This is a genomic window from Ligilactobacillus sp. MP3 (genome assembly GCF_024436335.1).
Taxonomy (GTDB): Bacteria; Bacillota; Bacilli; order Lactobacillales; family Lactobacillaceae; genus Ligilactobacillus; species Ligilactobacillus salivarius.
The window spans coordinates 206,990-228,982 of the sequence record NZ_JANFQI010000002.1 but is presented as its reverse complement, the minus strand read 5'-3'; the positions used below and the strand labels follow the sequence as shown (position 1 = coordinate 228,982).

Sequence of the window (21,993 nt, the reverse complement as noted above, 5' to 3'; positions counted from 1 at the left end):
CACCTATGCTCCTTAATGTACAATGATTTTTTCTTCATTGCCTTTTCTTTTCCTCAAGTTTCCAATAATATAGAAATCTTCGTTTTTATCACTTAATAATTTCTTTACTGATTCTAACTTATCTTCAGATACTGCTAAAACCATACCAATACCCATGTTGAAAGTTTCATAACAATCATCTTGTGATAAGTTACCTAATTTTTTAAGATATTCAAAAATTGGTAAAACTTTCCAAGAGCTTGCATCAATTTCAGCAGTTAGATCATCAGCAAACATTCTTGGTAAATTTTCAATCAGTCCCCCACCTGTAATATGAGCTATCCCATTTACTAAATTTTCTTTTACAAGTGGTAAAACACTGTCTATATAAATTTTTGTTGGTTCTAAAATTACTTCTCCGATTGTTTTTCCACCAAATTCTTCCCTTTTTTCAGATAAATCAATTTTATTATCCTTAAATAGAATTTGACGAACTAAGGAGAAACCATTTGAATGTATTCCACTAGAAGCTAAGCCTACCAAAATATCATTTTCTTGAGGATTAGCATCCGTCAATAGCTTACTTTTTTCTACAACACCAGAGGAAAATCCTGCTAAATCATATTCATCTTTCGCATACATATCTGGCATTTCAGCAGTTTCTCCTCCAATTAAGGCAGTTCCCGCTTGTCTACAACCTTCAGCAACTCCAGCAACAATCTGCGCAATCTTATCTGGATCATTTTTTCCAGTAGCAATATAGTCTAGAAAATATAGAGGTTCTGCTCCTTGAGCCAAAATATCATTTACACACATAGCAACACAATCAATCCCTATGGTGTCATGCTTGTCCATCTTTTGTGCAATTAATAACTTAGTTCCTACTCCGTCAGTACCAGAAACTAATACAGGTTCTTTAACATTTAGTACACTTAAGTCAAAAGTTCCACCAAAGCTGCCAATATTTCCTGTTGTTCCCATTCTTTGAGTAGATTTGACATCTTTTTTTATTTTATTAACTAATTCATAACCCGCATGAATATCTACTCCAGCTTCTTGATAGCGACTCATTTACTTTTCCTCTCTTTCTTGTTGTGATTTCAAAGAAGTTAAGTAAGCTTCTTCATAATCATATAAAGGAGTTGGATACTTACCATCAAAATAAGCAACCGTTAATCCACCATTAGGATAATCGGCACCGCCTTTAACAGAAATAGCCTTTATTAAGGATGGTATACTCAAAAATCCTAAACTATCTGCACCTATTAAATCTGACATTTCTTCTACAGTATGATTTGCAGCCATTAACTCTGAACGAGTTGAAATATCAATTCCATAGAAACAAGGGAACTTAAATGGTGGAGATGAAATTCGCATATGAACCTCTTTAGCTCCAGCCTCTCGTAATAATTTTACTAATTGCTTTGAAGTTGTTCCTCTAACAATTGAATCATCTACAACAACAACTCGCTTGCCTTCAACTACCCCTCTAACAGCTGACAACTTCATCTTTACTCCACGTTCACGTAATTCTTGTGTCGGTTGAATAAATGTACGAGCAATATACTGATTCTTTATTAATCCCATTTCATAAGGTAGTCCCAATTCCTCTGCATATCCAGAAGCAGCCGATAATGAGGAGTTAGGAACGCCAATAACCATATCAGCATCTGCTGGTTGTTCCTTAGCTAAAAGTTTTCCCATTCTCTTTCGCGCATTATGCACAGTTACACCATGAATAATTGAATCAGGCCTGGCAAAATATATGTATTCCATTGAACAAATTGATAGTTGTGTTTTATCAGTATATCGATCTATCTTCATACCATCTTTGTTGATTACAATTAATTCACCCGGCTGCACATCTCTAACAAATTTTGCTCCTACTGTGTCCAACGCACAAGTTTCACTTGCTACTACATATGCACCGTTATCTAATTGTCCTATTGATAAAGGACGAAAACCATTCGGATCCAGTGCTGCAATTAAACTATCCTTACGTAATAAGAGAAAAGCAAATCCACCTTTTACTTCATTTAAACTTTGCTTAAGTGCTTCAATAAAAGTGCAATTTTGTTTTTGACGAATCAAATGAATTAGAATTTCAGTATCTGAATTTGACTGAAAAACTGCCCCTCTGTCTTCAAGATCTCGCTTTAAAGTTACAGCGTTGGTCAAATTACCATTATGAGCTAAAGCAACATCACCATCATGAAATCTGAATAAAAATGGTTGAATGTTATTGATAGAATTATTACCACTTGTTCCATAACGAACATGACCAATAGCACTATCTCCAGTTAATCTTAGTAAGTCTTTTTCGTCAGCAAATACTTTTGCTAATAATCCCCTATCGCGATGTTGATGTAGTCTATCGCCATCACTTGAAACAATTCCTGCTCCTTCTTGTCCTCTATGTTGTAAACTATGTAGACCAAAATAAGTCAATTGACTTGCATTTTCAGCCCCAAAAACTCCAAAGACTCCACACTCTTCGTTTAATCCTTTGATTTCATAAGACATGGGATTGCCTCCTCCCATAGTTTTTCTAATTCTGATACTTCTGCAACAAAGTTTTCATTTATTAAAGTTATATCTAATTGATGATCAGCTTGAACTTCACCAATTTCTGTAATATCTTCACCCATAATTTCTTCAAAAGCTGCTACATTACCCTTTGAAACACTAACAACTAATCGTCCAGGAGTTTCACTGAATAATAGTTCTTTTTTCATATCTAAACTAACTTTGATCCCCTTATCAGTTCCAAAAACCATTTCAGCTAAGCTAACACCCAAGCCACCTTCACTCAAGTCATGAGAAGATGAAACTAAACCTTGTTCCATAGCTGCTAAAAGGTTCTTCAAATATGAGTTAACTTTTTCTAAATCAAAATTATTTAGATCACCAGAGATCTTATTATTTAATAATTTTTGCAATTCGGAACCATTAAAATCATTACCTGTTTTACCTACCAAGTAAAGTTTATCACCTACATTTTGAACAAAAGATGGTACTGTGCGATAAACATCTTTAATTAATCCAACCATACCAATCATAGCAGTAGGATAAATAGCTTCTCCGTTATTTTCATTATACAAAGAAACATTACCGGAAATAACTGGTGTATCCAAAGTTCTGCAAGCTTCAGCCATCCCATTAATAGACTGATGTAGTTCCCAGTAGATTTCAGGATCATTAGGATCACCATAATTCAAACAGTCAGTTATAGCTAATGGCAAAGCACCACTTGAAATAATATTTGTTGCAGCTTCTAAAACAGCTATTTTTCCACCAACTTCTGGATTTAAATAAATGAAACGACCATTTCCATCAGTTGTCATTGCTAAAGCTTTTTTAGTTCCACGAATACGAATTACACCAGCATCGCTTCCTGGTCCTACAACTGTACTTGTTCGTACTTGTGAATCATAAGTTTCTGTAAACATCTTCTTTGAAGCAATTGTTGGTTGTTGCAATAAAGCTTTTAATGTTTCTTTTGCACTAGATAACTGTGGTACCCAAGCATCTTTATTTTTATTATCTAAAATACGTTGAGGAACTCTTTCTTCACTAGGTTCTTCTAAAACATCATCCGTTAGAGTAGATACTGGTATATTTGTAACTACTTCACCTTTATGATGTAATATGTAATCATGTCCTTCTGTTACTCTACCTATAACTACAGCTTCTAAATTGTAGTCTTCAAATAACTTTTTAACATCATTTTCATGACCTTTTTTGACACATAATAACATTCTTTCCTGGGACTCACTCAACATGATTTCATAAGCAGACATTCCTTCTTCACGTTGTGGAACCATATCTAAGTTTAATTCCATACCACTGTTAGCTTTTGAAGCCATTTCACAACTAGATGAAACAATACCTGCAGCTCCCATATCTTGAATACCAACTAACCAGTCTTGGTGATTATTTGTTAATTCAATACATGCTTCCATAAGTAGTTTTTCCATAAATGGATCACCTACCTGAACAGCTGAACGTTGAGTTTCCTTATCATCAGCAAAATCTGCAGAGGCAAATGTTGCACCATGAATACCATCACGACCAGTTTTAGCCCCCACATACATAACTGCATTACCAATACCTTTAGCTTGTCCTTTTTGAATATGACTTTGGTCTAAAATACCAACACTCATTGCATTTACTAAAGGATTTCCAGCATAGCAACCATCAAAAGTTATTTCTCCAGCAACAGTTGGAATACCCATACAGTTACCATAACCACCGATCCCAGCTACAACTTCATTGATAAGATACTTAGTTCTAGCATTATCAATTTCACCAAAATGCAATGAATCTAAAGATGCTATTGGTCTAGCTCCCATACTGAAAATATCACGTAAAATTCCCCCAACACCTGTTGCTGCACCTTCATAAGGTTCTACAGCTGAGGGATGATTATGACTTTCAGCCTTGAAAACTACTGCTTGATTATCGCCAATATCTACGATACCAGCACCTTCACCAGGGCCTTGCAAAACACGTTCATTTTTATTTGGAAATAGTTTAAGTACTGGTTTAGATTTCTTATATGAGCAATGTTCTGACCACATTACAGAGAAAAGGCCAGTTTCTGTATAATTAGGTAAGCGACCTAATAATTTATCACAAATATATTCGTATTCTTTTTGTGTTAAGCCCCATTCTAGATAAACCTTTTGTTCTTTTATTTGTTCAGGTGTTAATTCCTTATTCATATTAGCCTTTTACCTTTCCTTCTTCTAGTAATGATTTGAATACTCTTAATCCATCTTCGTTGCCTAATAACATTTCAACAGCTCTTTCAGGATGTGGCATCATTCCTAAAACATTTCCTTGCTTATTTGTAATTCCAGCAATATCATTCAAACTGCCATTAGGATTTCCTTTTGAATATCTAAAAACTACTTGTCCATTTTCTTCAAGCTCTGCTAATAATTCTTCATCTGCATAATAACTTCCATCAGCATGAGCAATAGGTAAGTTTATTTTTTCGCCTTTTTTATACAAAGAAGTAAATGGTGTATTAGTATTTTCAACAGTTAATTCGACTGTTTTACATACAAACTTCAAACTGTTATTTCTCTTCAAAGCTCCTGGTAATAGACCAACCTCTGTTAAAATTTGGAATCCATTGCAAGTACCAAAAACTGGCTTACCATTTTTTGCAAATTCTATTACTGCTGGCATAATAGGTGAGAACCGTGCTATTGCACCACAACGAAGATAATCACCATAAGAGAATCCCCCTGGTAACATTACAGCATCAAAACCATCTAAGTTATCTTGCTTATATGAAACATATTCAACATCTGCATCACATACAGTATGTAATGCTTCGTATAAGTCTATATCACAATTTGAGCCAGGAAAAACGATAACTGCTATTTTCATTAATCTTCCTCCATAATTTCATAACGATATGTTTCAAGATTAAAGTTCACCAATAATTGTTCTGAAATTTCTTTTACAGATTCTTCAACTTCTTTTTCTTTACTATCAATAGTTACATCGAAAAATTTTCCCACTTTAATTTCTTTTACTTCATCATGTCCTAAAGAATGAACAGCTTCAGTAATTGTTTCTCCTTGTGGATCAAAAACAGATTGCTTATATGTTACGAAAATACGTACCTTTGTCATGGTGTTGTGTTCCTCCTATTATTTGTTTAGCACTTTCTTCAAACGATTTAATACTTCTTCATATACAGGTGTTAAATCACCAATATCTCTACGATAGACATCTTTATCTAAATGACGATTATCCTCTAAATCCCATAAACGACAATTATCTGGAGAAAATTCATCAGCTAAAACTAATGTACCATCTGCTAAAGTTCCAAATTCGAGTTTAAAATCAACTAATTTCATCCCTGCTTGTTTAAATAAATCTGTCAATAATGTATTTACTTTTCTAGATAAATCCCAGATTCTATTTAAATCTTCCTTAGTAGCAATTTCTAATGCTAATGCCTGTGACTCGTTAATGAATGGATCATCTAATTCATCACTCTTGAAGTACATTTCTTCTACAGGTTTATTGAATTTCTTTCCTTCTTCTACTCCATATCTAGTTGAAAAATGTCCTGCCGCAACATTTCGTGTAACTATCTCAAGTGGGAAGATTTTAACTTTTTTTACTAATTCTTCGTTCTCAGAAATCTTCTTTATAAAATGTGTAGGAATGTTATTCTTTATCAAATATTCAAAGATTAAACTTGAAATTTGATTGTTAACATGACCCTTACCTTTAATGACATCCTTTTTCTTACCATTGAGTGCAGTAGCCTGGTCCATATACACTACTCTTAATACATTTTCATCTTCTGTACTCCACATTTGCTTAGCTTTACCTTCATATAACAGTTCAGACATTATTCTATCTCCTTATTGTTCGTCTTTTAAATAAAAAATATATTTTATAAACCTTACAAACCATATATTATCAATTAAACACGAATAATGCAACAAATAAAATGTACTTTATTTTTAAAAAACGATTTCATTTTTAACAAAAAAGGTAATGATTAAGTCTGTTACATAAACTCTATCTTTTATATATTACGTATAATTAAGTTTATATAAAGACTTATAATACGTTTTTAATTAACAAACATATATAATATGATAGTTCGCAAAAAATGGCGTTATAAAGATTTCTTCAATCTTTATAACGCCATTTATACTAATTATTTTCCAAATAATTAACTGCATCATTAAATGATCTTACTGGAACAATTTTCATTTTTGTATGAATTTCTTTTGCAGTCTCAACTGCTTCTTCATAATTTGATTTAGCATTCGGGTCATACTTCTTAACCACTTTACTTACAGGATTATCAGGAGCAAAGAATATTTTAGCATGTGCTTTAGAAGCGGAGATAACCTTCTTGTCAATTCCACCAATATCTCCAACTTTTCCATCTGCATCAATAGTACCTGTACCTGCAACATCTCTACCTTTTAATAAGTCTTTTTTCGACAATTGCGAATACATTTGTAAAGACAACATTAAACCTGCAGATGGTCCTCCTATCCCTTCCATATTAGCGGATATCTTTTCATTGGTTTTTACTTTCGAACGGTTAGCCAGTGTTATCCCTATACCTGTTCTCTTAGTTTGTGGTAATTTCATTGTCTTACCAATAGCCTTATGATTCTTTCCATCACGTTGATAAGTAATAGTTACTTTTTCTCCGGCTTTAATTTTTGCTAAAGCATTTTGATATCCTGTGGCATTACTATAATGTTTTCCATTAACGTTTGTTATTGTATCGCCAACTTGAATTTTATTCTTAAAATCAGATTTATCTAAGACAGACATAACATATATTCCAATATATTTTTGGCTAACTTCTTTCCCTGCATGTTTCAAAGCTACATATTTGGCAGAGTTCACTGCATCTTGCATATAATATTCTTGAATTCTATCAAATTCTGCATCTGAACTGCCACCTGTCATTTCTTCAGCTGATACTCTATCAATATGTTTTTGCGAAAAACTCCATAAGTATGTTAGTGGTGTTGCTTTTTGAACAGCAACATAAACTAGCATGAAATCACCTTTTTGCTTATTAGTCTTACCATTAACCGTTACATATTGATTAATACTTTCAGCTGCACCTGGCTGCTCTAAGTAAATGGGAATTGGTAAAAACATTAAAATAGCTACTATTACCAATATAGTTAAAGTAACAATGTATTTATTTACTTTTTTCAATTCTTAACCTTCTTTCTTAATGCCTCAATAACATTATCTGGCACCGTCCCAACCAATTTGTCTAAATTAAACTGTGAAATTTCTCTAACTAAGGTTGAAGAAATAAAACTTACTTCTGGATTTGAAAATAAAGTAATTGTTTCAATATCACTATCTAACTTTTTATTCATTAAAGCTATTTCTTGTTCATACGTGAAATCTCTTGTATTTCTAATTCCACGAATAATCGCATCCGCATTAAATTTTTTTACTATATTGATAGTTAAGTCAGTTTGAATAAGTTCAACTGATACATTACTAAATTTTGATAATGCTTCAGTGACAAGATGATATTTTTCTTTGGGAGTAAATAATGAGTGTTTACTAGTATTATTGGAAATAACTACTACAACTTGATCAAATAACTTACTTGCACGACTAATTAAATCCATATGACCATTTGTAATAGGATCAAAACTTCCTGGAAAAATAACTTTCATTATTATTCACCGCCTTCAAACTCATAGATATTTAGTTGTGTAATCCCATAATCTGCTTTTTTTATCCACTTAAATCCTGATATTTCATCTGGTAAATTAGCTTCCTGATCTGTCTCACACACAATAATCGCATTTTTATTAAGTAAAGATAATTCTGCTAATTTTAACATCATTTCTACTATTTTTTGTTCCTTATAAGGTGGATCAAAATAAACTAAATCATAACTCAATTGTTTTTTAGCTAGCACATGAATTATTTTATTAGCATCCCCTTTTATAATTTTAAATTTTTCTGGATGCTTTGTTACTGCTACATTTTCTTTAATAGTTTTTATTGCCTGGTATTGTCTATCTATAAGAGTTGCTTCTTCAATGCCACGAGAAACTCCCTCAATACTTAAACCACCACTTCCAGAAAATAGATCTAATGACTTTCCACCTTCAAAATATGGACCAATAATATTAAACATTGCTTCTTTAACTTTATCTGTAGTTGGACGGGTTTTCATTCCTGGAACTGCCTTTAGACGTCGTCCACCATATTCACCTGCTACAATTCTCATTCTAATTACCTCAATCAAAATCTTCTAAATTTTCTCTTGCTGTACCTCTAACTTGTTCTAAATCCTTATCAATTTCTTTACGAGGTGAAATTTCAACCTTCGATACAAATTTCATGCTTTTTAGTTTATGCAAAGCTTCATTAACATCCTCAGCGTTCATATAAATTAAAACATATTTCATCTTTCGAGATACATAGTGAATAGTTCCAAATTTCCGTAATTGTTTACTTTGTTTTAAATGTTTCAAATAAACAATTACTCCCTGGCGTTCTACTCTTTTAAATTCCATTATTTTACACACCTCACTTTAAAATAAAAGTTTTCAGGTTATTAATACAATCATATCAAATTATACTTGATATATGCTAAAAATTCAGTGAAAAAATCTTTTAATTCCATGTGAAATAAAAAAAGTGAGAAGAAACTTCTTCCCACTCCTAAAATGATTATTAGTTTTTGTCCAATTCCAATAATAAATCTTGACTTTCAAGAACATCGCCATTTTTAACATATACATGACTAACTTTTCCATCAAATGGAGCCTTAATTGTTGTTTCCATCTTCATAGCCTCAGTAACAATTAATGCTTCACCCTTCTTAACTTCTTGACCCTTTTGTACTAATACTTCTAGTACTGATCCACTTAAAGTTGCACCTATATGACTTTCATTAGTTGGCTCTGCTTTAGGAATCTTCTTAATCTTAGCTTCCTTACTCTTATCATGAACAATAATTTGGATATTTTGACCATTTAATGAGAAGAATAAGCTACGATTTCCTTCCTCATCAGCTTCTGAAACAGAATCTAGACGAATTATAATACTACGTCCTGGTTTAAAGTCAACATGAATTGTTTCTCCTTCACGCATTCCTTGATAGAAAGTAATTGTATCTAAATCATGCATAGAACCAAAACGTTTTACGTTGTTAATATAATCTATAAAGACTTCTGGATATAAGATATAACTTAGAACTTCTTCCTTTGTAGGGTTACGTTTAATCTTATCTTTTAATTCATCAGCTACTTCATCAAAGTCAACTGGCTTAGCTAAACTACCTGGTCGCACTGTGATTGGCTTCTTACCTTTAAGTACAAGTTCTTGTAGTTTCTTAGGAAATCCACCAACTGGTTGACCCAAATCGCCTGCAAAGAAATCTACAACTGATTTAGGGAAATCTAAAGTTTTACCTCTTTCAAAGATTGACTTTTCATCTAAATTATTTTGAATCATAAAGATCGCAAAATCACCCACAACTTTTGAACTTGGAGTAACTTTAATAATATCACCTAATAACTTATTAACAGTTCTGTACATTGACTTAACTTGTTCAAAATCATCAATACCTACTGCCTTTGCTTGTTGTTGTAAATTAGAATATTGTCCACCCGGCATTTCTGTTTGATAGATATCCGTTTGTGGAGATGTAGTTCCATTCATAAAATCTTGATAGAATGGCTTAATTCCACTCCAATAACGATTCAATGTTTCAACATTATCAATATTTAGTTCTGGCTGACGAGCATTCCCTTCTAATGCGTAATACAAACTACTCATACTTGGTTGACTTGTTGTACCAGAAAGTGAACTAGTTGCAACATCAATAATATCAACTCCACCACGAACTGCTTGTACATATGTTGCCACACCATTACCTGTTGTATCGTGTGTATGTAAATGTATTGGCACATTAACTTGTTCTTTCAATGTACTAATTAACTCATAAGCAGCATTTGGTTTTAGAAGTCCTGCCATATCTTTAATACCGATAATATGCGAACCCATTGCTTCTAATTCCTTAGCTAAGTTGACATAGTAGTCTAAACTATACTTATTATTCTCAGTAGTTAAAATATCTCCAGTATAACACATTGTCCCCTCTGCTATCTTTCCAGCATCACGAACAAACTCTATACTCTTTTCCATTTGATCTGTCCAGTTAAGACTATCGAAAATTCTAAATACATCAACTCCATGTTTTGCACTTTCATTGACAAATTCTCTCAATACATTATCAGGATAATTCTTATATCCTACAGCATTAGAACCTCTCAATAGCATTTGTAACAAAGTATTAGGCATTTTCTCACGAATAATATCTAATCTATCCCATGGACTTTCATTTAAGAAACGATACGCTACGTCAAAAGTAGCTCCCCCCCAAACCTCAGCAGAAAATACATGAGGTAAAGCTGTATCATATTTTTCAATTACCGGAAGCATATCTTTAGTACGCATTCTAGTTGCAAATAAACTTTGGTGGGCATCTCTCATTGTTGTATCTGTTATTAATACCCTTTCTTGTTTATTTACCCAATTTGCTAAAGCGTCAACTCCACCATTATCAAATACTGATTTTGCATTTTCTACTTTACTTTCAGATACAAAATCCTTATCCAATTTAATATCAGGGACAAATACTTTACGATGATGCTTTGTGCCTGGGAATCCGTTAACAGTAACATCACCAATATACTTCAATAATTGGTTATTATTGTTACTGCTACGATTAAATTCGAATAACTCTGGTGTGTTATCAATAAATGTAGTGCGTGCATCGCCTGCAACGAAAACAGGATGGTTCAACACGTTACGCATGAATTTAATATTTGTTTTAACACCTCTAATTCTAAATTCATTAAGCACTCTGTTCATACGCTTAATAGCTTCTTTAAAGTTTCGTGCTTGAACACAAGCCTTAACTAATAAAGAATCATAAAAAGGTGTTATTACTGCTCCAGCATATACATTACCACCATCTAGGCGAACACCAAAACCACCTGGTGAACGATATGTTTCCAATTTACCTGTATCTGGCATAAAGTTATTTTCTGGATCTTCAGTTGTAATACGACATTGGATTGCTATACCTTGGCTTGTTAACTCCTCTTGCTTTGGTAATTCTAAATCATTATACAAATCTTTACCTTCAGCAATTTGAATTTGTGATTGTACAATATCAACACCTGTGATCATTTCTGTAACAGTATGCTCTACTTGAACACGTGGATTTACTTCAACAAAGTAAAAATCATCTTCAGTTACTAAAAATTCTACTGTTCCAGCATTATAGTAGTTTACAGATTTCGCCAAATTAACTGCAGCTTCACAAATTTCTTTGCGACGTTCTTGTGACAAAGTTATGCTTGGGGCAAATTCTATAACCTTTTGATTACGACGTTGTACAGAACAGTCTCTTTCAAAAAGATGCATTACATTTCCATGTTTATCTGCTAAAATTTGAACTTCTATATGTTTAGGGTTAACAATCATTTTTTCAACATAAAGTTCATCATCACCAAATGATTGGTTAGCTTCACTTCTAGCACGTTCATATGCCTCGCGTAATTCTTCTTTACGTTTAACAATTCTCATACCACGGCCACCGCCACCCATTGCTGCTTTAATCATAATAGGATAACCGTGTTTATCTGCAAACTTTTCAACATCTTTAAGTGATTTTACTGGATCATTCGTTCCCGGAATAGTATGTAAACCAGCAGAATTAGCAACATTACGAGCTTCTACTTTATCACCAAAAATTCGTAGATGTTCCACTGATGGTCCAATAAATGTAATTCCATTTTCTTCACATTTTTGAGCAAATTCTTCATTTTCAGCTAAAAATCCATAACCTGGATGAATTGCATCAGCATTTGTCATCTTAGCTATTCGAATTATGTCATTGATATCTAGATAAGCTTCAATAGGCTTTTTACCACTACCTACTAAGTAAGCTTCATCAGCTTTAAAACGATGAACACCATATTCATCTTCTTTGGCATAAATAGCTACTGTTTTTAATCCTAGTTCATGACATGCTCTAATAATACGAATCGCAATTTCGCCACGATTAGCAATTAATACTTTTTCCACTCGTCTTCACTCCTATTCCGAAAACTTAAACTATTTCTTCAACTCCATATTTAAAAACATATTTCTTGCTGTATGTCTCTTCTCATTTGCTGAAATGTTCATTACCATTCCTAAAGCCATAGACAATACCACCATACTTGAACCACCATAAGAAATAAAAGGCAATGTAACACCTGTAATAGGTAGTAGTCCATTAACAGCGCCAATATTAAATATTGATTCTACTGTAAAAAATGTTGCTACTCCGTAACAAACTAAGGTATTGAAAGTATTATTGGATCTTATACCAATCAAAATTATTCTTAAAATTATAAAAAATAGTAACCCTAAGACCACTAAAACTCCTATAAATCCTAGTTCTTCTGCAATGATTGCTAATATAAAATCTGTATAGGGTTCTGGTAAATATCCTCTTTTTTGAATACTATTTCCCAGTCCTACTCCAAACAATCCTCCGTTACTGATAGCGTAAAAAGAATTAACTAACTGTTTACCACTTGTAGTTGCATATGTAAATGGATCAAAATAACCCTCAAAACGCTTATACATATACTCAACTTTACTTCCCTTAAATGGGTTAATTGCATGGATAACCATAACTGTAAGTGCTATTATTGAAATTGCTACTCCCAAAATTCCTATGCTTGCTCTCCAATTTTTAGAATTGGCCAAAATAAGAACTAAACAAATTGCAGCACAAATTGTAGCGCCACCAGTATCAGGTTCAATTGCAATCAAGGCCAAAATTGGTAAGATATTTACTGCCAAATTTTTTCGCGTAGTCGTACGTTTATGTTTTCCTAAATAAATATCAGCTTCTCTTTTTGAAAAAGCTTTAGAAATCGCAACTACCAAGTAAAGCTTAGCTATCTCTGCTGGCTGAATACTAAATGAACCTAATGTAATCCAACCGTTAGCACCATTAATAGCACCAAATAAAAATTTAGCCATCATCAGGAGAATTATTACAGTCCAATATCCAAATCTTAGAACATTTTTACTAACCCAAAATTTTGGATTCATATGACTAAAAATTAAAGTTAATGTAATCCCTATTCCAACAAAAATTATTTGCTTAAAGAGATAAGAAGTTGCTTTAACTCCGACATAAGTAAGGTTAATCGCACTAGCAGAGTAAACCATTACAATGCCAATAAGACATAAAATTAAATACGGTATAAATAATCCATAGTCGAAATATTTTAACTTTTCTTTTAACTTATTCTTCATTATCAATTCTTCAAATCCTTAACGATTTAAATTCCTCCTTTACCCTTAGATTTATTATAACATAACGTAATACTATGCAATAAAATGATTTCTATAAGAAAAGTATAAAGAATTAGATAATTCGCAAGTTAACGATATTTTTATCATATAAGTCTTTATTTTTTCGTATTTAAATGACTTAACACTATTATGTTAGCATATATTTTCGCTTTTATCAGTATTAATATAAAGATAATCAAAAAATAAACTACAAAAAAAAGATAGGCTATAAAACCTATCTTTCTTAAATTAATTATGAAATTACATTAAACCAATAACGTGTGCAATAATACCTACAATGAAAATTCCCAAGATGATAACAATTGGAGAAACTTTCTTCTTCAATAACCACATACATAAGAATGTTAGAAGTAAAGCTGCTAAACCAGGAATTAATTGATCCAAGTTATCTTGCAATGTTGTAACTTTAATCTTATCTAAGGACATGCCCTTACCCATATTCCATTGAGTTAAAACTTCCTTGATTCCTTTAGCACCACTAGGAATGTGATCCCAGTCAATGTAACCACCTTTTTGCACAGGAGTCCTTGAAACAACTGGTGTAAATTTAATACTTACCCAACGTTCAATTAAAGCACCTAGAACAAACATACCCATCATGGCAGCACCACGAGTAACTTTTTGCAATAATCCACCAGAAAGATCGTCTGTGATCTTAGAACCTGCACGGTAACCAAATTCTTGTGTATACCATAAGAATGCAATACGTAGAACATTCCAAAGTACGAAGAATAAGATAGGTCCAACAATGTTTCCTGAAATAGCTAAGGAAGCACCTAATGCACCAATAATAGGACGAGCTGTAAACCAGAATACTGGATCACCAACACCAGCCAACGGTCCCATCATACCAACTTTAACACCGTTAATAGCAACATCATCAACTGGAGCACCATTAGCACGATCTTCTTCAAGAGCTAATGTAACACCTAAAATAGGAGCTGCTAAATATGGATGAGTATTAAAGAATTCCAAGTGACGCTTTAAAGCTGCAGCACGATCTTCTTTAGTAGTGTATAATTTCTTTAAAGCTGGAATCATAGAGTAAGCCCAGCCACCATTTTGCATACGTTCGTAGTTCCATGATCCTTGAAGGAATGTTGAACGCCAACAAACAGCCATACGATCTTTTTTACTTAATGTAACTTTCTTTTCAGCCATTATACTCTTCCTCCTTCATCTTAGTAGTCATCTAAAATATCGCCAAGTGGATCTCCAGTATTGCTTGAACCACCATTACCTGAACCGCCCTTAGATTCTAATTCTAAATAGATTAAAGCAAAAGCAATACCTAAAGCACCAATAGCAATTAATGTTAATTGAGAAATTGCAGCAATAACAAAACCAATGATGAAGAATGGCCATACTTCACGAGATGCCATCATATTGATAACCATAGCATAACCTACGGCAACAACCATACCACCACCGATTGCCATACCATCTGTTAACCAAGCTGGCATTGATTCTAGGAATGAACGTACAACGCTTGTTGGAATAACTAATAAGAATGCAGCTGGTAATGCAATACGTAAACCTTGTAATAGTAAGGCGATAAATTGCCAAACTTCAATACCGCGGAAGCTACCTTTTTCAGCTTCTTTATCCATAATGTGAATAATAGCAACAGAAATTGTACGAACAATCATTGTTAAGAATAGACCAGCAACAGCTAAAGGAATAGCAACAGCAATAGCTGTACTGATCCCTGCTGTACCTTGACCACCTTTAACCAAAATAATAGCAGATGCAACAGCAGCCAAAGCAGCGTCAGGGGCAACAGCAGCCCCAATGTTAGCCCAACCTAAAGCGATCATTTGCAAAGATCCGCCTAACATAATTCCGGCAGTTAAATTACCTGTAACTAAACCAATTAATGTACATGCAATTAATGGTTGATGGAATTGGAATTGATCCAAAATACCTTCCAATCCTGCAAAGAACGCTACAATAACAACTAAAATCATTGAAATAGCAGACATGAGATATTTCCTCCTTAATTTTTATTACCTTGATTTACAAGGTCTTGTGCCTTCTTTAATAAGTTATCCATATTTTCTGGAGAACTAGAAGGAACTTTGCGGACATCAAATTTTACGCCCAATTTCTTGAGTTCATTAAATGTATCAATATCCTTTTGATCCATAGCAAGAACTTGGTTAACGTTAACTTTACCATCGCTATAAGCCATTGAACCAACGTTGAGTTCTTTGATATCAACGCCACCCTTAATTGCTTCAAGAGCATCTTGAGGTGTTTCAAATAAAAGCATTGCCTTTGTGTTACCAAAACGAGGATCTTTAGCTACTTCAATCATCTTCTTGATTGGAACAGTATTAGCATGTACACCACTTGGAGCAGCTTGAGCAATCATGTTCTTACGTAACTTATCTTTAGCAACACTATCAGATACAACAATGATACGATTTGGATTCATTGCTTTAGTCCATCCTGTAGCAACTTGTCCATGAAGCAAACGTGTATCAATACGTGCTAAAACATATTTGATTTTACCATCACCGATAACAGTACCTTCAGGAATAGCTCCAGTTGGTTGACCAGAATCTGCTGCTTGTTTAGGTGCTTCCTTAGGTTGTAATGATTCTGGCATTACTTTGACACCATCTTTTGCTGTTTCAATAATATGAGCAGCAATTTCATGTGCAGATTCCATAGAGAAACGTGATGCATAAGCTTCAATGACCATCGGCAAGTTCATACCTGCAACGATTGCCCATTTATCTTTGTGTTGCTCAACCAAGTTATTTGCTTGATTGAAAGGAGTTCCTCCCCAAAGATCCACTAAGAAAAGGACTTCATCTTGACTATCAAAAGATTCAATAGCCTTTTCCATCTTAGCACGTACATCATCTGGACCTTCATCAGGTTTTAAAATAACATGTGCTACGTTTTCTTGCTTGCCAAAAATCATTTCACCAGATTGATAAATACCATCGGCAAAGCCACCATGACTAGCTAGGATAATCCCTACCATTTGTCTTACCTCCTATAAAATAAATTGAAACTACATTTCCAAATTTATAAAGCCTTTTCATTCAATAGCAAAAAATAAAAACATTATAAGTGCTCATGTTGAAAATGTTGTTCCCTTGAAAACACTTACTATAATATCATGAAATGTGATTATTGTCATCAATTTCTTTAAAAATAATTAAAAATAATCAAAAAAACTTAGTTTATAATTGTTTCTTAACTTAAATATATGATTGGTACGCCCCAATTAAGAAAACGTTTTATGTTGCATAGATACATTGTATATCAAACATTTCACCGATCTAATACTTTACTTCTATACATTATAATTACTTATATTATTATAATTTTATATCCATATAAATAAGAAAAAGCCCGTAAATACTTACGAGCTTTTTTCCGTATTATTCAGTTGCTTTCTTAGCTTTTTTAGCAGCCTTTTCACGCGCATTTGTTTCCAAAATACGTTTACGTAAACGTATGGATTCTGGTGTAATTTCTAGAAGTTCATCTTCATTCAAGAATTCTAGAGATTCTTCCAATGTCAAATGTGTTGGTTTCTTAATTGTTGCTGTTTGATCTTTTGTAGCAGAACGAACGTTAGTCATATTCTTACCCTTTGTAACGTTAACAGAAATATCACGTTCACGTGAAGATTGACCTATAATCATACCTTCATAAACTTCTGTACCTGGATCTACAAAAATAGTTCCACGACCTTCAACACCCATAATTGCATATGTTGTAGTTTTTCCTTGATTAATTGATACTAATGCTCCGTTACGACGACCTGGTTCCCATCCTCTAATAACTGGTTTATATTCAGAGAATGTATGGTTTAAGATACCGTATCCACGAGTCATTGATAAGAATTGTGAATCGTATCCAATCAAACCACGTGTTGGTGTAGAGAATTCTAAACGTGTTTGACCATTATTACCAGTTTCCATGTTCAACATTTCACCTTTACGTTGAGCCATAGAATCAATAACCGCACCAGAATATTCATCAGGTGTATCGATAACAACACTTTCAAATGGTTCAGAAAGCTTACCATCAATTTCTCGATAGATTACTTTAGGACGAGATACAGCTAATTCGAATCCTTCACGACGCAATGTTTCAATTAAGATAGATAAATGTAATTCCCCACGACCTGATACAGTCCAAGCATCTGGAGATTCTGTATCTTCAACTTTTAATGAAACATCAGTATGAAGTTGAACTTTCAATCTATCTTCTAGCTTACGTGCAGTAACATTATCACCTTCACGTCCAACAAATGGAGATGTGTTAGTCATAAATGTCATTTGTAATGTAGGAGGATCTATACGAAGCAATGGTAGTGCTTCTGGATGATCAACAGGACATACAGTTTCACCAACGAAAATATCTTCCATACCAGAAACTGCAATTAAATCGCCGGCTTTAGCTTCTTGAATTTCCAAACGTTTCAAACCAAAGAAACCAAATAACTTGGTTACACGGAAGTTCTTTTGAGAACCATCAAGTTTCATAACTGTTACTTGATCACCAACTTTGATCTTTCCACGGAATACACGACCAATACCTACACGACCAACAAATTCGTTATAATCAAGCATTGCCACTTGGAATTGAAGTGGTTCATCTGAGTTATCAACAGGAGCAGGAATCGTATTGATAATTGTATCAAAAATTGGATTCATTGTATGTTCTTGTGTCTCAGGATCAGAATCAAGAGAAGTTGTACCATTCATTGCAGAAGCGTAGATAACTGGGAAATCTAATTGATCTTCATCTGCTCCTAATTCAATGAATAAATCCAATACTTCGTCTACTACTTCTTCTGGACGAGCACCTGGACGGTCAATTTTATTAATAATAACAATTGGTGTTAAATGTTGTTCAAGAGCTTTCTTCAATACAAAACGAGTTTGTGGCATAGTACCTTCAAATGCATCGACAATTAAAAGTACACCATCAACCATTTTCATGATACGTTCAACTTCTCCACCGAAGTCAGCATGTCCAGGTGTATCTAAAATATTAATTTGTTTATCCCCATACTTAACAGCTGTATTCTTGGAAAGAATTGTAATACCACGTTCCTTTTCAAGATCATTGGAATCCAAAGCACGATCACCAATGTCAGTATGTTCATCTAATGTATCTGATTGCTTAAGTAATTCGTTAACTAAGGTTGTTTTACCGTGGTCAACGTGGGCAATAATTGCAACGTTACGAATATCTTCACGTCTTTTCAAAGCTATTTCTTCCCTTCAAAAAATTTTTTAGCACAAAAAGCTTTCATTAATTAATGAAAACAAATTACTCTACTTTCATTTACTTATATTAAAAATGCTGTGGTTCAACCACAGACTTACTCTTATCTATATAGAAATGAGTTTTGTAATGTCTTTTTCAGCATTCTTTGTAGTTACTAATACAACTTTTGATGATAACATATTAGTTTCTTTTACGTCAATTGTTTCAACAACTAAATCTAATGTTTCAGCTAAAATTTTTCCAGCAGCCAAATCCCATGGGCGTAATGCTGAAGCATAACAAATACATCTTCCTGTTAAAACATTAATAAATTCTAGACCAGCACAACCGTACATTCTTAAACCAGCACTAGCATCTACTACTCTTCTAAAACCATAGCTATCATTCATGACAAAAGGTCTGCAAAGTTGTACTAAACCTTCACTTAAAATACTATCTGTTGGAATTGCAAGCTGATAATCGTTGCAATAAACGGCATCATATACCGGTCCACCCCAATATAGTTCATCCCTTATAATGTCATATATATATCCTAAAAGCGGACGATTATTATAATATACAGCAATCATACTTGCAAAATTACGTTTTTGCTTAACAAAATTCATCGTACCATCAATTGGATCTAAAATAAAAACTAGCCCTTTCATATTTATAAGCGGATGTATTTTTGAAGTTTCCTCTCCTAAAATCTTAGCTTCTGGGTATGCATTTTGTATTTGTTGAATATAAAATCTCTCAACCTCTTTATCAACATTCGTCACTAAATCTGTCGGTCCACTTTTCGTTTCAACATCCAAGCTTAAATTGAAACTATCTAATATTATTTCCCGAGCTTTTCTTAGCCAATCTTTAACGTTAGCATCAATGCCTTGAAAATCTCTCATAAAATTCCACTATCCTTTTACAAATTTTTTCTCGTTTTCTTTAACTTTTTTTACTGATTGATAAATACTATAACCCGAAAATTTTTCATATTCTCTATCTAGCCTTTTTTGAAGCATTTTAGATGGGGCTACTTTCAAAAAATCTTGATATTTATCCAGGAATTCCTCCCTATTCACCCCATTAGTATTATATTTTTCAACTTCTGCATAAAATTCACAAGCAATTATAATCTCCTCCGTACTCCAATCAGGTAGTAACGGATAACTGTAATTTTCTTTTACCATTTGTTAAACCTCATCTTAATTTATATCTATCTAACTCATCATTAATAGCTTTTTTTATCTCGTTTAAAGCCTCTTGCTCATCTTCTGTATAATTCACTTTTATTAATTCTATAACTCCCATCTTTCCAACTAATACAGGTGAACTATAACTTTCAATCTCTTCATTCCTACTATGAACCAGAGTTATTATAAACTGTTCGGAAGTATCCATCGCCATTAATATCTTATTCAATACAGAAGAAAAAACTAACTTCCGAGTCTTTTCAGCTAACTCTTTATACTCTCTAGATATTTCTTGCATATTTTTTACACTAAACATATTTTTTTCTTGCACTATTAAACTCATAAGTGATGCTTCAGCAACTCTACCCTTACTCCACAAAACAAAAGACTTATCCCTAGTTCCAATTACACTCGTCTGAATATAATTACTATTAATCCCTAATTTCTTTGCAACCATTCTAGCTACAACTTCTGATTCTATAGAAGTTCCTAATCCCAACACTTGTCTAGATGAAAGCCCTGTGTATTTTAAAATTTCATTAATCAATAAATAGTCCTTATTACTATCTAATACAACTATACCATTAAATCCATTGGCTACAGCTTCAGTGACCACTTTTTGAATCCAACTATTCTTTTGAGCAAAATTATCTCTATCCACATCAATTGAAAGTAGCATCATGTCAATTTCATCCCAATTTACAGTTTCATTTATATAAAAATAAAAATTAGGTGATAACAGACGTGAACACTCTACTAAATTATTTATTTCATCCTGAATATCAGTATCATTAATTTGCCAATTAAAATATAACTTAGTGTTATTATTTATGCCTATTTTCAGAAAGTCCAGTACGCTTTCATTATATCCATAATATACTATCTTCTGCATTAATCATTTTACTCCTTTCTTTATATTTTATTACTACTATTCTACCATATAATTAGATATAGTAACTTTTTTTGACTTAAAACTATTAATATGCTATTACAGAAAAATTGTGATATCATAAGTGTATTAAATCATATTATTGGAGGTTTTTTCTGTTGATTACAATGGATAACATTATTCGTGATGGAAATCCAACTCTAAGAGCCAGAGCAAAAGCTATCGAATTTCCATTAAGTGAAGAAGATAAAAAATTAGCACACGATATGATGGAGTTTCTCGAAAATAGTCAAAATCCTGAAATTGCCAAAAAATATCATCTTCGTGCGGGTGTTGGTTTAGCAGCTCCTCAAGTAAATGTTTCTAAAAGAATGACCGCTGTTTTGGTTCCAGGTATTGAAGATGATGATGAACCAATTTTTAAACATGTTCTGATCAATCCTACAATTTTAAGTGAATCCGTTCAATTAGCAGCACTTGGTGAAGGTGAAGGTTGCCTTTCAGTTGATCGTGATATTCCAGGATATGTCCCTCGACACGATCGTATTAAACTTCGCTGGTATGATCTAGATGGAAATAAGCATGTTGAAAGACTTCGTGACTACCCTGCAATTGTAGTTCAACATGAAATTGATCACTTAAATGGTATTTTATTCTATGATCATATTAATAAGGAACAACCTTTAACCGTTCCAGAAGGTACTATTATTTTAGAATAAAATAAATCTCAAAAATAACTTTATACAAGCAAAAGATCGA

At 33.1% G+C, this 21,993-nt stretch carries 20 protein-coding genes; 1 reads left to right on the top strand and 19 read right to left on the bottom strand.

From position 1 onward, the window contains the following. Window positions 1–12: 12 nt before the first annotated feature. The 19 genes from purM to NOU10_RS02665 form a co-directional block, all read right to left on the bottom strand. Window positions 13–1,050, bottom strand: a complete 1,038-nt coding sequence (purM, locus tag NOU10_RS02755) for a phosphoribosylformylglycinamidine cyclo-ligase (protein WP_081530352.1) — start codon at window positions 1,048–1,050, stop codon at window positions 13–15. After that, a complete protein-coding gene (purF, locus tag NOU10_RS02750) occupies window positions 1,051–2,502 on the bottom strand; it encodes an amidophosphoribosyltransferase (protein ID WP_003707943.1) in 1,452 nt (483 codons plus the stop codon). Next, on the bottom strand, window positions 2,478–4,703 hold the full coding sequence (purL, locus tag NOU10_RS02745; protein WP_255905927.1) for a phosphoribosylformylglycinamidine synthase subunit PurL: 2,226 nt from the start codon (window positions 4,701–4,703) through the stop codon (window positions 2,478–2,480). The genes purF and purL overlap by 25 nt, the downstream gene beginning before the upstream one ends. Window position 4,704: 1 nt before the next feature. Beyond that, window positions 4,705–5,379: a phosphoribosylformylglycinamidine synthase subunit PurQ gene (gene purQ, locus NOU10_RS02740; RefSeq protein WP_255905926.1), complete on the bottom strand. Its 675-nt coding sequence runs from the start codon at window positions 5,377–5,379 to the stop codon at window positions 4,705–4,707. Continuing rightward, window positions 5,379–5,627 (bottom strand): phosphoribosylformylglycinamidine synthase subunit PurS, encoded by a 249-nt coding sequence (gene purS, locus NOU10_RS02735; protein ID WP_041822741.1) that lies wholly within the window; start codon window positions 5,625–5,627, stop codon window positions 5,379–5,381. Before purS ends, purQ begins: the two co-directional genes overlap by 1 nt. A gap of 18 nt (window positions 5,628–5,645) precedes the next feature. Next, complete coding sequence (gene purC / locus NOU10_RS02730; RefSeq protein ID WP_255905925.1) at window positions 5,646–6,359, bottom strand: phosphoribosylaminoimidazolesuccinocarboxamide synthase; 714 nt, start codon at window positions 6,357–6,359, stop codon at window positions 5,646–5,648. Window positions 6,360–6,669: 310 nt separating this feature from the next. Further along, a complete protein-coding gene (locus NOU10_RS02725; protein WP_087366205.1) occupies window positions 6,670–7,704 on the bottom strand; it encodes a SepM family pheromone-processing serine protease in 1,035 nt (344 codons plus the stop codon). Then, window positions 7,701–8,183, bottom strand: coding sequence for a pantetheine-phosphate adenylyltransferase (gene coaD / locus NOU10_RS02720; protein WP_255905924.1), 483 nt, complete (start codon window positions 8,181–8,183; stop codon window positions 7,701–7,703). The genes NOU10_RS02725 and coaD overlap by 4 nt, the downstream gene beginning before the upstream one ends. A 2-nt stretch (window positions 8,184–8,185) precedes the next feature. Next, entirely contained in the window at window positions 8,186–8,746 is a 561-nt protein-coding gene (gene rsmD, locus NOU10_RS02715; protein WP_081530350.1) for a 16S rRNA (guanine(966)-N(2))-methyltransferase RsmD, read from the bottom strand. Between the two features lie 10 nt (window positions 8,747–8,756). Beyond that, window positions 8,757–9,035: a YlbG family protein gene (locus NOU10_RS02710; RefSeq protein WP_003700030.1), complete on the bottom strand. Its 279-nt coding sequence runs from the start codon at window positions 9,033–9,035 to the stop codon at window positions 8,757–8,759. 160 nt (window positions 9,036–9,195) lie between these two features. Then, window positions 9,196–12,621: a pyruvate carboxylase gene (locus NOU10_RS02705; protein ID WP_255905923.1), complete on the bottom strand. Its 3,426-nt coding sequence runs from the start codon at window positions 12,619–12,621 to the stop codon at window positions 9,196–9,198. A 30-nt stretch (window positions 12,622–12,651) separates the two neighbouring features. After that, window positions 12,652–13,851: an FtsW/RodA/SpoVE family cell cycle protein gene (locus tag NOU10_RS02700; RefSeq protein ID WP_003706093.1), complete on the bottom strand. Its 1,200-nt coding sequence runs from the start codon at window positions 13,849–13,851 to the stop codon at window positions 12,652–12,654. A 300-nt stretch (window positions 13,852–14,151) separates the two neighbouring features. Further along, on the bottom strand, window positions 14,152–15,072 hold the full coding sequence (locus NOU10_RS02695; protein ID WP_160996182.1) for a PTS system mannose/fructose/sorbose family transporter subunit IID: 921 nt from the start codon (window positions 15,070–15,072) through the stop codon (window positions 14,152–14,154). A gap of 20 nt (window positions 15,073–15,092) precedes the next feature. Next, window positions 15,093–15,893 carry a PTS mannose/fructose/sorbose transporter subunit IIC gene (locus tag NOU10_RS02690; RefSeq protein ID WP_003706091.1) on the bottom strand — a complete coding sequence of 267 codons (801 nt, stop codon included), beginning with the start codon at window positions 15,891–15,893 and terminating at the stop codon, window positions 15,093–15,095. Between the two features lie 14 nt (window positions 15,894–15,907). Continuing rightward, window positions 15,908–16,906, bottom strand: coding sequence for a PTS sugar transporter subunit IIB (locus NOU10_RS02685; RefSeq protein ID WP_255905922.1), 999 nt, complete (start codon window positions 16,904–16,906; stop codon window positions 15,908–15,910). Between the two features lie 403 nt (window positions 16,907–17,309). After that, window positions 17,310–19,151 (bottom strand): translational GTPase TypA, encoded by a 1,842-nt coding sequence (gene typA / locus NOU10_RS02680; protein ID WP_003706087.1) that lies wholly within the window; start codon window positions 19,149–19,151, stop codon window positions 17,310–17,312. A 126-nt stretch (window positions 19,152–19,277) separates the two neighbouring features. After that, window positions 19,278–20,057 carry an inositol monophosphatase family protein gene (locus NOU10_RS02675; protein ID WP_255905921.1) on the bottom strand — a complete coding sequence of 260 codons (780 nt, stop codon included), beginning with the start codon at window positions 20,055–20,057 and terminating at the stop codon, window positions 19,278–19,280. A 9-nt stretch (window positions 20,058–20,066) separates the two neighbouring features. Continuing rightward, a complete protein-coding gene (locus NOU10_RS02670; RefSeq protein ID WP_255905920.1) occupies window positions 20,067–20,342 on the bottom strand; it encodes a UPF0223 family protein in 276 nt (91 codons plus the stop codon). Between the two features lie 10 nt (window positions 20,343–20,352). Next, a complete protein-coding gene (locus tag NOU10_RS02665; protein ID WP_160996185.1) occupies window positions 20,353–21,237 on the bottom strand; it encodes a lactate dehydrogenase in 885 nt (294 codons plus the stop codon). Between the two features lie 155 nt (window positions 21,238–21,392). Here NOU10_RS02665 and def point away from each other — a divergent pair, with 155 nt between their 5' ends. Further along, window positions 21,393–21,953, top strand: coding sequence for a peptide deformylase (def, locus tag NOU10_RS02660; protein WP_087366185.1), 561 nt, complete (start codon window positions 21,393–21,395; stop codon window positions 21,951–21,953). The last annotated feature ends 40 nt before the right edge of the window (window positions 21,954–21,993 follow it).